The sequence below is a fragment of the Mesorhizobium liriopis genome, from assembly GCF_024053505.1.
In the GTDB taxonomy this organism is placed as follows: Bacteria; Pseudomonadota; Alphaproteobacteria; order Rhizobiales; family Rhizobiaceae; genus Mesorhizobium_B; species Mesorhizobium_B liriopis.
Genome location: NZ_JAMXQS010000007.1, coordinates 74138 through 88432 on the forward strand (window position 1 = coordinate 74138; position 14295 = coordinate 88432).

Annotated in this window: 12 protein-coding genes; all 12 read left to right on the plus strand. The window is 64.1% G+C overall.

The annotated features are described in order from the left end of the window. The 12 genes from fliP to NGM99_RS14745 all read left to right on the plus strand — a co-directional run bounded on the left by fliP (position 1) and on the right by NGM99_RS14745 (position 14257). Entirely contained in the window at positions 1–771 is a 771-nt protein-coding gene (gene fliP, locus NGM99_RS14690) for a flagellar type III secretion system pore protein FliP (protein WP_435371437.1), read from the plus strand. Positions 772–998: 227 nt separating this feature from the next. Beyond that, a complete protein-coding gene (locus tag NGM99_RS14695) occupies positions 999–1994 on the plus strand; it encodes a flagellin N-terminal helical domain-containing protein (protein WP_252820207.1) in 996 nt (331 codons plus the stop codon). Positions 1995–2262: 268 nt separating this feature from the next. Continuing rightward, positions 2263–3198 carry a flagellin N-terminal helical domain-containing protein gene (locus tag NGM99_RS14700; protein ID WP_252820209.1) on the plus strand — a complete coding sequence of 312 codons (936 nt, stop codon included), beginning with the start codon at positions 2263–2265 and terminating at the stop codon, positions 3196–3198. Positions 3199–3477: 279 nt separating this feature from the next. Further along, entirely contained in the window at positions 3478–4584 is a 1107-nt protein-coding gene (locus tag NGM99_RS14705) for a flagellin N-terminal helical domain-containing protein (protein ID WP_252820211.1), read from the plus strand. A gap of 277 nt (positions 4585–4861) precedes the next feature. Further along, a complete protein-coding gene (locus NGM99_RS14710) occupies positions 4862–5869 on the plus strand; it encodes a flagellin N-terminal helical domain-containing protein (protein WP_252820212.1) in 1008 nt (335 codons plus the stop codon). A 206-nt stretch (positions 5870–6075) separates the two neighbouring features. Continuing rightward, positions 6076–7788 carry a flagellar basal-body MS-ring/collar protein FliF gene (gene fliF, locus NGM99_RS14715; RefSeq protein WP_252820214.1) on the plus strand — a complete coding sequence of 571 codons (1713 nt, stop codon included), beginning with the start codon at positions 6076–6078 and terminating at the stop codon, positions 7786–7788. Continuing rightward, complete coding sequence (locus NGM99_RS14720; protein ID WP_252820216.1) at positions 7788–8459, plus strand: hypothetical protein; 672 nt, start codon at positions 7788–7790, stop codon at positions 8457–8459. Before fliF ends, NGM99_RS14720 begins: the two co-directional genes overlap by 1 nt. After that, positions 8456–9730 carry a flagellar motor protein MotB gene (locus NGM99_RS14725; protein ID WP_252820218.1) on the plus strand — a complete coding sequence of 425 codons (1275 nt, stop codon included), beginning with the start codon at positions 8456–8458 and terminating at the stop codon, positions 9728–9730. Before NGM99_RS14720 ends, NGM99_RS14725 begins: the two co-directional genes overlap by 4 nt. Continuing rightward, positions 9727–11466, plus strand: coding sequence for a MotC family chemotaxis protein (locus NGM99_RS14730; protein WP_252820221.1), 1740 nt, complete (start codon positions 9727–9729; stop codon positions 11464–11466). The genes NGM99_RS14725 and NGM99_RS14730 overlap by 4 nt, the downstream gene beginning before the upstream one ends. Then, the gene (locus NGM99_RS14735; RefSeq protein WP_252820223.1) at positions 11463–12905 is read left to right on the plus strand and encodes a flagellar hook-length control protein FliK; all 1443 of its coding nucleotides are present in this window, start codon (positions 11463–11465) and stop codon (positions 12903–12905) included. Before NGM99_RS14730 ends, NGM99_RS14735 begins: the two co-directional genes overlap by 4 nt. A gap of 1 nt (position 12906) precedes the next feature. Beyond that, positions 12907–13416, plus strand: a complete 510-nt coding sequence (locus NGM99_RS14740) for a transglycosylase SLT domain-containing protein (protein WP_252820225.1) — start codon at positions 12907–12909, stop codon at positions 13414–13416. A 175-nt stretch (positions 13417–13591) separates the two neighbouring features. Next, positions 13592–14257 (plus strand): response regulator transcription factor, encoded by a 666-nt coding sequence (locus NGM99_RS14745; protein ID WP_252820227.1) that lies wholly within the window; start codon positions 13592–13594, stop codon positions 14255–14257. Positions 14258–14295: the final 38 nt, after the last annotated feature.

Below are 14295 nucleotides of genomic sequence, written 5' to 3' on the forward strand. Positions count from 1 at the left end.
TTGTCGCGCCTCGCCTTATCTGCGCTTCTGCTTCTGGCAGGGGTGGGTGCCGCCTGGGCGCAAGGCACGCCGGCCACGCCTCCGCCCGGGGGGCTCAACCTCAACGGTCTCAATCTCGGCGCGCTCAATGCCGATGGCTCGACGATCGGCACCATCCTGCAGATTTTCGGCGTGGTCACGGTGCTGTCGGTCGCGCCGGGCCTGCTCATCATGGTGACGAGCTTCACGCGCTTCATCATTGCGTTTTCAATCCTGCGCGCCGGCATCGGCTTGCAAACGACGCCGGCCAACCTGATCCTGGTTAGCCTGTCGCTGTTCATGACCTTCTATGTGATGGCGCCGACCTTCGACCGTGCCTGGTCGGAAGGCCTGCAACCGCTCGTCAACAACCAGATCACCGAACAGGAAGCGCTGCCGCGCATCGCCGATCCGTTCCGCGAATTCATGCTGCGCAATGTGCGCGACAAGGATTTCGACCTTTTCGCCGACCTTGCCCGCTCGCGGGGACAGGAAGTGTCGGCCGAGAGCCCCGATCTGCGCGTGCTCGTGCCCGCCTTCATGATCTCTGAAATCCGGCGCGGCTTCGAGATCGGCTTTCTGATCGTGCTGCCGTTTCTGGTGATCGACCTCATCGTCGCCACCATCACCATGGCCATGGGCATGATGATGCTGCCGCCCACCGTCGTCTCGCTGCCTTTCAAGATCCTGTTCTTCGTCCTGATCGATGGCTGGAATCTTCTGGTCGGCAGCCTGGTGCGATCTTTCACTTAGACGCGCATTTCTTCACCGAAGATTCACCAATTCCCGACAGCGTCGCCTTCTCTGGCCGATCAGCAGGCTTTTAACCATTTCCTCTAAGGCTTTGGTGAGGCGATCCCCGCTACTGCTCCCTGCCATGGCGGGTTGATCCAGAACCTCAGTGATCATGGGCATGATGCCGCTCCGCCATGCCGGCCGATCCGGCATGTTTGTTTGCGTTCTGGATCAGCAGAGTCACCATGGCCAACAGCATTCTCACCAACGCCTCGGCGTTGAAAGCCCTTCAAAGCCTGAACACCACCAACAAGAGCCTGGAGACCACGCAATCGCGCATCTCGACCGGCCTGCGCGTGGCGGAAGCCTCCGACAACGCCGCCTATTGGTCGATCGCGACCACGATGAAGTCCGACAATCAGGCGCTTTCGACGGTTCAGGATTCGCTCGGCCTCGGCGCTTCCAAGGTCGACACGGCCTATACGGGCATGCAGAAGTCGATCGACACCGTGAACGAGATCAAGAACAAGCTCGTCGCTGCCTCGAACGCGACCGATTCCGACAAGGGCAAGTACCAGACCGAGATCAAGGCCCTTCAGGACCAGCTGACGGCCTATGCGAGTGCCGCGACCTTCTCGGGCACCAACATGCTGTCGGTCGATAGCGGCTCGACCGCGACCACCGCTTCGGACGTGAAGGTCGTCTCGGCCTTCAACCGCACGGCGGCGGGTGCTGCCTCGATCTCCACCATCGACATCAAGGTCGAGGACATCAAGCTCTTCGAGGCCGGCACGGCATCGGGCGTGAACAAGGGCATCCTCGATTCCAACCGCAAGTCGGACGGCACCGAATTGGCGACGGCCGCGGCTCCGGCCTCCCTCGGCATCGCTGCTGCCGCAGGTGACACCTATACGGTTTCCACGCTCAAGATTGCCGATAGCGGCACTTTCGCGAGCTCCACGCAGATCGGCGCCATGCTGGGCGTCGTGGAATCGGCGCTGAAGGATATGACGACTGCGGCCACCAAGCTCGGTTCGGCGAAGAACAGCATCGACCTGCAGAAGACGTTCACGTCGAGCCTGATGGACTCGATCGATCGTGGCGTGGGGCAGCTCGTTGACGCCGACATGAACAAGGAATCGACACGCCTCCAGGCGCTGCAGACCCAGCAGCAGCTGGGCATTCAGGCGCTGTCCATCGCCAACGGGAATACGTCCTCGATCCTGTCGCTCTTCCGCTAAGAGCACGCGCCGCTCGCGCGGCGCATTGAAAGCGGGGCCGCGCCGTCCTTCGGGCTGGCGCGGCCCTTTTCATTATGGCGGCCACCGCGTCGCTTGCCGATACATCCCGTTAACCATGCCTTTTCAGGCTTTGGTGATGGGGCTCGGATAGGGTCCTTTCCATGGCGGGTTGATCCTCGAGTTTCTCGGATCATGGGCATGATGCCGCTCCGTCATACCGGCCGGCCCGGTATGCCAGTTCGCGTTTCCCAATCCGCATAGGTCCCTCATGGCCAACAGTATTCTGACCAACGCCTCCGCGTTGAAGGCTCTTCAGAGCCTGAACACCACCAACAAGAGCCTGGAGCAGGTTCAGAGCCGCATCTCGACGGGTCTGCGCGTCGGCGAAGCGTCCGACAATGCCGCCTACTGGTCGATCGCGACCACGATGAAGTCCGACAACCAGGCACTTTCGACGGTTCAGGATTCGCTCGGCCTCGGCGCGTCCAAAGTCGATACCGCCTATACCGGCATGACCAAGTCGATCGAGACCCTGAACACGATCAAGACGAAGCTGACGGCCGCTGTCGGCTCGACGGGCGCGGACAAGGAAAAGTACCAGACCGAGATCAAGGCCCTGCAGGATCAGTTGAAGGCCTATGCGGATGCCGCGACCTTCTCGGGCACCAACATGCTGTCGCAGTCGAACGCTTCGGGCACGGCGGCCGACGTGAAGGTCGTCTCGGCCTTCAACCGCACGGCGGCGGGTGCTGCCTCGATCTCGACCATCGACATCAAGGTCGAGGACATCAAGCTTTACGACGGTGGTGCTGCGCCGACCAAGAAGGGCATTCTCGACCTCAAGCGCGATGGGACCGGCGCCGCCGACACCGCCGGCACTTCGGTCGCGGATATGGCGATCTCGTCTAGCTCGACCGATGCTGACATCACGGGGAACATTCAGCGGGTCGAAAACGCGCTCAAGGAAATGACGACGGCTGCAACCAAACTCGGCTCGGCCAAGACCAGTATCGACCTGCAGAAGACCTTTACCGCGAGCCTGATGGATTCGATCGATCGTGGCGTGGGCCAGCTTGTCGATGCCGACATGAACAAGGAATCGACGCGGCTCCAGGCGCTGCAGACCCAGCAGCAGTTGGGCATCCAGGCGCTTTCCATCGCCAACGGCAACACATCCTCGATCCTGTCGCTTTTCCGCGGCTGATACCGCGATCCTCGATTCGGGCGAAAGCCTGAGCATCCCAGAAACCGCGTTCGCCCAATCCGGGCGAGCGCGGTTTTTCTTTCTGCGCTTCGCGGCGAATGGGGCGAATTACCTTCGGTTAACCATACCTCTTCAGCGTTTGGTTATGCCGGTTCGCTAGGTTGATTTCATGACGGGTTGGTCCTCCATCGTGAGTGACCACAGGCATGATGCCGCTCCGTCATGCCGGCCGCTCCGGCATGTCAGTCGCATTCCCTGTTCCCCGATAGGTCGAGTTTCATGGCCAACAGCATTCTGACCAACGCTTCCGCGTTGAAGGCCCTTCAGAGCCTGAACACCACCAACAAGAACCTCGAACAGGTCCAGAGCCGCATTTCGACTGGCCTGCGGGTGGGTGAAGCGTCCGACAATGCCGCTTACTGGTCGATCGCGACCACGATGAAGTCGGATAACGCCGCCCTTTCCACCGTTCAGGACTCGCTCGGCCTGGGCGCCTCCAAGATCGACACGGCCTATACCGGCATGAACAAGTCGATCGAGGTGGTCAACCAGCTCAAGACCAAGCTGGTCGCCGCCGTCGGCTCGACGGACGCCGACAAGGCCAAGTACCAGACGGAGATCAAGGGCCTGCAGGACCAGCTCAAGGCTTACGCCGATGCTGCGACCTTCTCGGGCACCAACCTGCTTTCGGTAACGTCCGACAAGACCTCGGCCGGTGCCGCCGCAGGCACGGCGGATGCCGTCCAGCAGGACGTGAAGATCGTTTCCGCCTTCAACCGCACGGCGGCGGGCGCTGTGTCGATCTCGACGATCGATCTCAAGACCGAAGACATCAAGCTCTTCGATGGTGGTACGGCTTCTGCCGTCAAGAACGACGGCATCCTCGATCGCGAAACGGCCATCTACGACTCGGCCCAGGCGCAGAACGCGTATGAGAAGAAGTTCGCCGAGCGTCGCGCGGCAGGCGACACGGACACCGCCGCAAAGACGGCGGCGGCGACGTCAGCCACGACCCCTGCCGATGGCGGCGTCACGGGTGCGACATCCTCTCTCACCAAGTCGGTCTACAATCTCGATATCACCGCAGCCGGTGTAACGGATGGCGTGATCGGCGCGATGGTCGCCAAGGTCGACTCCGTTCTCAAGGAGATGACGACAGCCGCGACCAAGCTCGGCTCAGCGAAGAACAGCGTCGATCTGCAGAAGACCTTTACCGCGAGCCTGATGGATTCGATCGATCGTGGCGTGGGCCAGCTTGTCGATGCCGACATGAACAAGGAATCGACGCGGCTCCAGGCGCTGCAGACCCAGCAGCAGCTGGGCATCCAGGCGCTGTCCATCGCCAACGGCAACACCCAGTCGATCCTGTCGCTCTTCCGCGGCTGATCACTTTCGCGCCTTCGGGCGCGCTCTGTCACAACTCAAATTGCTCGCCGCGCTTTCCGAAAAAGGAAGCGCGGCGTTCGGCGTTTCATTTTTCTTACACTTTTCGCGGAACGCCCCTTTCGTTTAATCCGTCGTTAACCTTGTCCGCCTATCCATGGTTAACAGATGGTCTCAATGGGTGTTTGGTCGTTTCCGACAGGGAAAGGTTAAGCGCTCTTCCGAGGCCAGAGCGTCCGGCACACAAAGCCGGATAACCGGTTTAGAGGGGTGAGTTTCCGTGCCCAGCAGCATCTTGACGAATGCGTCCGCTCTTCGGGCGCTCCAGACCCTGAACAGCACGAATGCCTCGCTCGAAAGCGTGCAGAAGCGCATCTCGACCGGCCTTCGGGTGGGTGAAGCCGCCGACAACGCCGCCTACTGGTCGATCGCGACCACGATGAACTCGGACAAGGCCGCCCTCTCGGTGGTGCAGGACAGTCTGGGCCTTGGTGCTTCGAAAGTGGACACCGCCTACACCGCTATGAACGGCGCTTTCGAGCGAGCCAAGGAAATCCGGCTCAAGCTGATTGCGGCGGTGGGTACCAGCGACGACAACAAGGCCAAGATCCAGACCGAAATCAAGACGCTTCAGGATCAGATCAAGAGCTTCGCCGAGTCGGCGACCTTCTCAGGCACCAACTGGCTGGCAGTCAATTCAACCGTTGCAAGCGGCAACCCGTCCGCTGGCACGCATGCCGACGCGCAGGTTGTCTCGTCCTTCTCGCGGCTGGCAAATGGCAGCGTCGATCTCTCGACGATCGACATCAACGTCCAGAACATCAAGCTCTTCGACGCTGCCGCTACGACGAACGAGACCAAGGGCATCGTGGAAGGCCTACGCCTGGCGACGGGCGTCGATGCCGGCAAGCGCGACGACACCGCCGTGGCGACGGTGGCGGGAACCACCACTGCGACGAGTGGCTACTCGATCATGACCATGACCGTGGTCAGCTTCAACGACGACCAGATCAAGGACATGATCAACGTCGCCGACAAGACCATCGCCGACATGGCCGACGCCTCGACCGTGCTGGGTGCCGCCAAGACGCAGATCGACCTGCAGAAGAGCTTCACCACGAGCCTCATGGACTCGATCGAGCGCGGCGTTTCGCAGCTGGTCGATGCCGACATGAACAAGGAGTCGACCCGTCTTCAGGCTCTTCAGGTGCAGCAGCAGCTGGGCATCCAGGCGCTCTCCATCGCGAACGGCAACGCGCAGTCGATCCTTTCGCTCTTCAAGGGCTGATCGGTTCTCCCGCAACGTCATTCGGAACGGCGTCGAAGCACTCCGCTTCGGCGCCGTTTTTCTTTTTGTTTTCAACGGTTCGCGCGGGTTTCGCGCACTGGCGTTTTCATCCTCGCACAAGCTTCATTTCGTAGCTTTCCCGGACCGGTGTTCTCGGCTCTGCGCCTGGGAAAATACCTTCCTCTTTCGTGCGTCTGATCCGTCCCGTGCCCGAGCAGCTCCAGACCATCGTCAACAATCTGAAGGCCTTTGGACCGCAGCGCCTCGCCATGATGGGCGGCGTGCTGGTGGCCGTGATCGGGCTCGTCGCGGCAGCCGCCGTCTTTCTCAACCGGCCCGCTTACGAGACGCTTTATGTCGGGCTCGAACGCTCCGACGTGAACCAGATCGGCATGGTGCTGGGCGAGGCCGGCATCGATTTCGACGTGAAGTCGGACGGCACCTCGGTGCTGGTCGCCGCCGGCCAGACGGCCAAGGCGCGCATGTTGCTCGCCGAAAAGGGCCTGCCGACCTCGGCCAATGCCGGCTACGAGCTGTTCGACAATGTCGGCTCGCTCGGCCTCACCTCCTTCATGCAGCAGGTCACGCGTGTTCGCGCGCTCGAAGGCGAGATCGCGCGCACCCTGCAGTCGCTGCAGGGGATCAAGGCGGCGCGTGTCCATCTCGTCTTGAGCGAGCGTGGCTCGTTCCGCCGCGACGAACAGAAGCCCTCGGCCTCGGTCGTGATCCGCACCTCCGGCATCGATGCGCGTGCCGAAGCCAACGCCATCCGCCATCTGGTGGCCGCCGCCGTGCCGGGTCTGGACGCCGAAAACGTCACCGTGCTCGACGCGAGCGGCCAGCTACTCGCCGCCGGTGAAGATCCGACCAGCACGAGTGCGGCCCGCTCGCTCGGCGTGCAGCAGACGCTGGAAGCGGCGGTCGAGGATAGCATCCGCCGCGCTTTGATGCCCTATCTCGGGCCCGAAAACTTCCGCGCCTCAGTGAAGGCCGAGGTCAACACCGACACGCGCCAGACCGAGGAAACGATCTTCGATCCCGAGTCGCGCGTCGAGCGCTCGACGCAGACCACGCGCACCAACGAGAACAGCAGCCAGAACACCGCGGCCGCGCCCGCTTCGGTCGAGCAGAACCTGCCCGAAACCGAAAGCCAGAGCTCGACCGGCCCGCAATCCACCGAGCAGAACGAGCGCAAGGAGGAGGTCACCAATTACGAGATCAACTCCAAGCGCATCGCGACCACGTCCAACGGCTACTCGGTCAACAAGATGTCGGTGGCCGTCGTCGTCAACCGCGCGCGCATCGCCGCGATCCTGGGGGAGGGGGCGACGCCGGAGCAGATCGAGGCACGCGTCAACGAGATCCGCACGCTCGTGATGGCGGCGGCCGGCATGGACGAAAAGCGCGGCGACGCGGTGACCGTTTCGGCCGTCGAGTTCATCGACGGGCTCGACGGCGTGGACGTGCCTGCACCCGGCATCATGGATTCGCTGTCCACACAGGCCGGCACGCTGATCAATGCGGGTGCGTTCATCATTGTCGCCGCACTCCTCGCCTTCTTCGGCCTGCGTCCGCTAATGAGCGCCATTCGCGGCGACACGCCGGCGGCAGCGGCGGCTGGCGGCATGCCCGGCATGGATATGCCGATGCTGGGTTCGAACGGCTTCGATCCGATGCCCTTGGCGCTGCCCAATGCCGACATGGCGGCAGCCCTCATCGCCAATGCCCAGGCCGGCGACATGCCCCCGCCGATGATGGGCTTCCCCGACATGATGCCCGGCAATTCCGCGCTCGACGACCTGCGCCAGAAGATCAAGCCCGCGCCGCAGGATCGCCTTGCACGCATGGTGGACCTCAACGAGGAGCGCACGGCGCAGATCCTGCGCAAATGGACCGCGCATGAGGCGGCCGCCGCGTGATGAGCCGCAACAGCCTGCTCCATAGCGCGCTGCGCGATTTCGGCGCGGCCAACAGCGGCTCGACACCGATCCGCATGCCGGAACCGGTGATCGCCTTCGACGAGCCGTTCCCGATGGCTTTCCCCGAACCGATCGCGCTTGCCCCGGTCGTGGATGTCGAGGCGGCGGTGGCGGAAGCCGTGGCCCAGGCCGAGGATGCATTGCGCCTCGAACTCGAAGCGCAGCACCAGGCCGTGATCGAGGAAATGCGCGTCGCGCATCGGGCCGAGCTCGAACGGCTCGCGGCCGAACTCGGCCACAGCGCCGCCGAGCGGATCGATCGGGGACTGACGGTTCTTGCCGATCAGGTGTCCGAGGCGCTGACTGAACGCGTCGCCCATCTGCTCGCTCCTTTCATCGGCGAAAAGCAGACCGCGCGTGCGGTTGACGCTCTGGTCGATGCCTTGCGCCAGGCGCTTGCCGAGCGCGGCGAGGCGCGTGTCGCCGCTCGCGGCCCGCGCCTGCTCTGGGAACAGCTTCAGCCGGCGCTCAAGCGTGCGGGCATCGAGGCCGAGTGGGAAGAAGGGGCGGGCGTCGATCTGTCCGTTTCGCTCGGCGACACGCTGTGGCGGACCAAGCTCGACGGCTGGTTCGGCGAACTGAGTGATGCCGTGGGTAAGGAAATGCCATGAGCGCCCATGCCGAGGATGGCCAGCAGCCGATCATCATCGTCCGCCGCCATGCCGACCATGAAGATGGCCACCATGGCGGCGCGTGGAAGATCGCCTTCGCCGACTTCATGACGGCCCTGATGTGCTTCTTTCTTGTGATGTGGCTGATCAATGCCGCCAACGAGCAGACCAAGGCATCGGTCGCGAGCTATTTCAACCCGGTGAAGCTGGTCGATCGCAACACGGCGCGCAAAGGGCTGGAGGATGTGGGCGACGGCAAGAACCAGGCGGGCTACGAGGGCGAGAATGCCACGAAGCCGGCCAAGGACGATTCGTCGGTCGGCACCGGTTCCGGTGGCACTGCTGGCGGCAAGGCATCCTCTTCGACGGCACCGCAGACCGACAGCACCGATGCATCGCTTTTTGCGGACCCTTATGCGGTTCTGGCCGAGATCGCGAGCGAGACCGGCACGAAGCAGAATGTCAGCGACAAGGGCGACGGCGGCGCGCAACTGTCGGGGCCTGCAACGGGGGCATCCGGCGGTGAAGCCTTCCGCGATCCTTTCGCGCCCGATTTCTGGAGCCAGCAGGTGGCCGTGCCGGGCGCGCAGGCTAGCAGCGAACGCGGCGGTTCGCAGCCGAGCGAGACGCCGGTCGCGACGCTGAGCGAGGCGCCGAAGGCAGAAGCAGCCGAAGCTGAGAAGGCGAATGAGCCCAAGCCGTCCGAGAAGGCCGAGGAAGTCGCCGCGCAACTGCGCGAGGCACTGGCCAAAGCCTTTCAGCCCGGCGACAAGGCCGCCGAAGGCATCTCGGTGACGGCCACCGATCGCGGCGTCGTGATTTCGGTCACCGACAAGCTCGATTTCGGCATGTTCCAGATCGGTTCGGCCATGCCCGCGCGCGAACTGGTGCTTGCCATGGACAAGATCGGTGCGGCCATCCGCGACGAGCCTGAGGGCACGATTTCGGTGGAAGGGCACACCGACGGCCGGCCCTTCCGCTCACGCTCCTATGACAACTGGCGGCTCTCCACCGCGCGCGCGCAGGCCGCCTATTACATGCTGGTGCGCGGCGGCATCGACGAGCGTCGTGTCACGAGCGTTTCGGGCGCGGCAGACCGCAAGCTGAAGCTGCCGAACGATCCGATGGCGGCCGAAAACCGTCGCATCGATATCCTGATCGAACTGCCTGCCGGCAAGTCGGCGAGCGCTGCTCCTGCGGATAGCGAACCATCAGCCGTCCTGCCGAGCCCCGCGCCCCGCAAGGCCGGGCATGGCGGGGACCACGGATGACTGCGCGCCGCTGGTGGGGAGCGGCCCTTTCCGGCCTTCTCGCCGGCATGAGCGCATCGCCGCTTCGCGCCGAGGCGAGCGATCTCACGCCTGCCGCCATGCTGCGCTCGCTGGAACTCGTGCAGGACCGCATCGCCAATGGCGACCAAGCCGCGATGCCCATGCAGCGCAAGCTTCTGGAGATGATCGACAAACGGTTCCGCGAGGCCGCCGACCAGGACTTTTCTTCGCCCGACGGTTTCCAGGCCGTGCTGATCTACGCCATGAGCGGCGGCAATCCCACCACTTTCGACGTGCTGATGCCGCGCCTGATGAAGGCGGCCGACGGCTTCGAGGCGGCGCGTGAGGATAAAGCGCGAAAGGCGCGGATCGAAGCGGGCGAAGAAGAGGAAGAGCCCGCCGAGGACGCCGGTCATGGAGAGGCTCCAGCCGAGGCGCATGGGACGACCGCTGCCTCGGACAGTGGTGACGCGCATGGCGAGGCAAAGCCGGCAGCCGCGGATCATGGCGAAAGCGGCCACGGTTCGGACAGCCACGCCGACGCCGCGCCGCGTGAAGGCGGACATGGCAACGCCGAGACCGGCCATGGCGAAACTGAAGCCGAAGCCGAAACGGACCACGGCGCTGACACTCACGGTGAAGCCAAAGCCGATGCCCATGGCGAGGGTGGCCACGGCAACAAAGGTCATGGCGGGGAAGAGGCCGCGCCCAAGCCGAAAGCCGCGCCGAAGGAGCGGATGCTTCTGCTCGGTGTCTACAACTACCTGCGTGGACGGCCGCAGGATGCACGCGCGGCGCTCGCCACCATGGACCCGATGGCCGAAACGCCCGAACTCGGCGCCTTCGTGGCGCTGGTGCGCGGCACGGTGGAGGCTGATGGTGACGCAAAAGCCGCGATGGGGTTGCTCGACAGCGCGCGGCTTCTGGCGCCCGGCAGCCTGATCGAGGAAGCCGCCCTGCGCCGCGCGGCACCTCTCGCGGTAGCACTCGGCGACCGCGCGGACTTTCTCCACCTGAGCGAAGATTACGCGCGGCGCTTTCTGTTTTCGCCTTATGCCAGCCAGTGGGCAGACAGCTTCGTCAATGGCGTGATGGCGCTGCGCGACGGGCTCGAGCTCTCGGCGCTCGATGGCGTGGCGACCGTGCTCGATACCGAGCGGCGGCAGGTGCTGTTTTTGCGCATCGCGCGCCGCGCGGCCATCGAACACGATCAGGCGCTGGCCGACTTCGCCACCTCGCGTGCGGAAGGCGGGGCGACCAAAGGCGGCGACGCGCAGGCGAAACTTTATGCCGCGCTCCCCGCGATCACGTCGGAAAAAGGGGCAGAGGCGTTGAAGAGCCTCGAAAGCATCGATCCGATGGGGCTTTCAGAGAGCGACCGTGATCTGCTCGCCACCGCCAAGGCGCTTGCCGCCGCGCTTTCCGCGCCGCCGCCAACGGCGATGGTCGAGGCAGCGCCAGGTGCCTCACCTGCTGAAACCACTGCGCTTGTGCTGGCCGCGCCGGCATCGGTTGCTGAGCCTGCCGTGGCTCATGCGGACGAAGCAGCACCTCTTGCAGTGCCTGCCTCTGCCGAGAAGCCGGAACCCCTGGCCGAAACCGCCGAAGCCGCAGGCACAAGGCCAGCTCCGGCGCCATCGCCCGACGAAGCGGCCGAGACTGCGGCAAGCGCTCAACTGAACGAGGCGCGCAAGACGCTCGCCGATATCGACAGACTTCTGGAAGCCACGAATTGATTCCCGCATCTTTCCTGCCCGCGCCTGTTGCTAGTTCCCAAGGCCCGCAATCCAAGGGATCTGGCTCTTCATCGAGTGAGCCCGGCAAAGGGTTCGGCGCGCTCGTGCATGGCGGCGCCAAGGGATTTGCCAAGGATGCCTCGGCCAAGGATGCCCATGCTTCGGCCAGGAATGCTGCGCATGCGGGAGGGCTTCACTCGGCTGATGAGACGCCGGTGACGGAGGAGAATGCGGCCGAGACGCTCGCCGATGTGGTGCAAACCGACGACGTCGCAAGGGACAGCCTCGGCAATCCTGAGGAGGCCCAGAGCAAGGCAGAGGACGAAGCGAATGCGTCGAACCACTTCGCCTTCTCGCCTCTCATGCTGATGCAGAGGCGGATGCCGCAGGATCTCGGGCGCGGCGCGAAGACAGGCGATCCATTAGGCGATCCAGTCACAGGCAGCGATGGCACGGCAGCGAACGGCGACGCAGTTCTGCCTGACGAGGCCGGTGCCGCGCTCAAGGGCGAAGCTATCCAAGCCAAGCCGGCATCCGGGCCGCTCGATACGATTTCGGCTGCCTCGACCGATGCGGCAGCGTCCGCGTTGCAGGTGGTGCCTTCCGACGCCACCAAGCCGCGATCGCCCGCCGCCTCCTCGGCGGTCGCCGAGGCCGTTCGTGCGCTCGGCCTGCCATCGGCGGCAGGAGCCGGCGTTGTGGCGGCGCAAGGTGGAACCTCAAGCCAGCTCTCCTGGGAGCGTGATTCGGACGGCGGCGCGTCCGGAGGACGGTCCTCCCTGCGCAACGCGGAGGCCGCGATCGGGCTTTGGGGTTCGAAGCTTGCGGAGGACGCGTCGGTGCAGGGGGCAAGCGCGGATGCCGGGGAGCCGTTACCATCGCTGCCTTCCGTTTCCGCCACGCCTGCCGCGCTCGCTTCGGCTCTCGCGAAGCCGGCGGAAAGCGTGCAGATGGCTCCAAGTACCCAGCCTTTGCTTGCGCATGCGCTCGACCACGCCGCGAGCCAAGGCCAGCGCACGCTGAGATTGCAGCTTCACCCGACCGAACTGGGTTCGGTCACCGCCAAGCTGCGCGTGACGGGTGGTGGTCTTGCAGTCGAGCTTCAGGTCGAAACGGATGCGGCGCGCGAAAAGCTCGGCGCCGACAATGGCGAGGCGATCCGTGCGGCACTCTCCGCGCTCGGCCTGCAGATCGACAGCGTTTCGGTTCAATCCGCACCCAACGGCAGCGCCGCGCAAGCCGGCGCGGATAGTGGTTCGGGCGGAAACGGCAATGCGAATCGCCAGGCAGGCTTTGCGGCCGAAAGCGGCGAGGGCAGGGGGAACGGGCGTGGGGCCGGTGGCAACGCGGAAGGGCAGGGTCAGGGCGGGCAGAGCGAGCGCGTGGGTGGTGCTCGGGCGGACGGCGTGGGTCGCGCTCAGTCTGGCGTCTTCATCTGAGATGGCCAAAGCGGCTTCGGCCAACCCTTGCGAGGGCGAAATCCTGCGCGCGGCCGAACGCTACAAGATTCCGGCCGGCATCCTTTACGCGGTCGGCCTCACCGAGACCGGCAACAAGGGCAGCCTTCAGCCGAATGCCCTCAATATCGGCGGCAAGCCGGTCTTCGCCAAAAGCAGGGCGGAGGCGATCCAGCTGGCGGAGCAGGCGGATCGCGATGGGGTCAAGCTGGTCGATCTCGGCTGCATGCAGATCAACCGGCGTTATCACGGGAACAAGTTCGAAAGCCTCTCGGCCATGCTCGATCCGGCGAAAAACGTCGATTACGCTGCGCGCTTTTTGCAACAGTTGCACGCCCAGCACATGACATGGTCGATGGCGGTCGCACGCTATCACGCCGGTCCCGACAACGACCCTGCGCAGAAACGCTATGTGTGTCGCGTAATTGCCAACCTCGTGGCCACCGGCTTCGGCCAGTGGACCCCGAATGCCAGGCAGTTTTGCGGTGGATAGCTCGGTCGGCCTAGCTCTGTTCCTTTTGTGTTCCTGATTTGGACCGATATTCAGGACTAATTCCCCCAATTCCCTAGAAACAGCCTCCAAGATTTGACCGGTTGGTCCCGCGTTAGGGTCTCCTTAACCATGTTCTCGCCAACATGGTTAACGGCGATTCGAACGGGGGCTGACGATGATCGTAATCGTGGATGAACGGGAACTGGTGACCGAGGGGTATCACTCCATGTTCGACCGTGAAGGCGTGGCCTCCACGGGCTTCCGCTCCGCCGAATTCGGCGACTGGGTGTCGAGCGCCCCGGAAGAGGATTTGAAATCGGTCCGCGCCATTCTGATCGGCGACTGCCGTGACGATGTGTTGCCGGCAAAGCTGCGTGACCGCACCGGCGCGCCGGTGATCGCGCTCTCCGAACAGCACAGCCTGGAAAACACGCTTCGCCTGTTCGAATCGGGCGTGGACGATGTGGTGCGCAAGCCTGTTCATATCCGCGAGATCCTGGCGCGCATCTCGGCCATCCGTCGCCGCGCGCAGGAAGAAGCCCGCTTCGCCCAGATCGGCCCGATGCGCGTCTTCACCGATGGCCGCGATCCCGAGATCGAAGGCGTGCCGATGCCGCTCCCGCGCCGCGAGCGCCGCATTCTCGAATATCTGGCGGCCAATTGCGGCCGTCGCGTCACCAAGACCCAGGTCTTCAACGCGATCTATGGCCTGTTCGACGACGAGGTCGAGGAGAACGTGGTGGAAAGCCACATCTCGAAGCTGCGCAAGAAGCTGCGCGAGCGCCTCGGCTTCGACCCGATCGATTCCAAGCGCTTCCTCGGTTACCGCCTGGTCATGTGAGGGGTGGGGCTGCCCGTTTCGCCCCGCAAAAGCCAGCC

Excerpts from the sequence above, each read along its gene's own strand:
- NGM99_RS14695 (WP_252820207.1), top strand. The coding sequence starts at position 999 with ATGGCCAACAGCATTCTCACCAACGCCTCGGCGTTGAAAGCCCTTCAA.
- NGM99_RS14700 (WP_252820209.1), top strand. The coding sequence starts at position 2,263 with ATGGCCAACAGTATTCTGACCAACGCCTCCGCGTTGAAGGCTCTTCAG.
- NGM99_RS14705 (WP_252820211.1), top strand. The coding sequence starts at position 3,478 with ATGGCCAACAGCATTCTGACCAACGCTTCCGCGTTGAAGGCCCTTCAG.
- NGM99_RS14720 (WP_252820216.1), top strand. The coding sequence starts at position 7,788 with ATGAGCCGCAACAGCCTGCTCCATAGCGCGCTGCGCGATTTCGGCGCG.
- NGM99_RS14725 (WP_252820218.1), top strand. The coding sequence starts at position 8,456 with ATGAGCGCCCATGCCGAGGATGGCCAGCAGCCGATCATCATCGTCCGC.
- NGM99_RS14730 (WP_252820221.1), top strand. The coding sequence starts at position 9,727 with ATGACTGCGCGCCGCTGGTGGGGAGCGGCCCTTTCCGGCCTTCTCGCC.
- NGM99_RS14740 (WP_252820225.1), top strand. The coding sequence starts at position 12,907 with ATGGCCAAAGCGGCTTCGGCCAACCCTTGCGAGGGCGAAATCCTGCGC.
- NGM99_RS14745 (WP_252820227.1), top strand. The coding sequence starts at position 13,592 with ATGATCGTAATCGTGGATGAACGGGAACTGGTGACCGAGGGGTATCAC.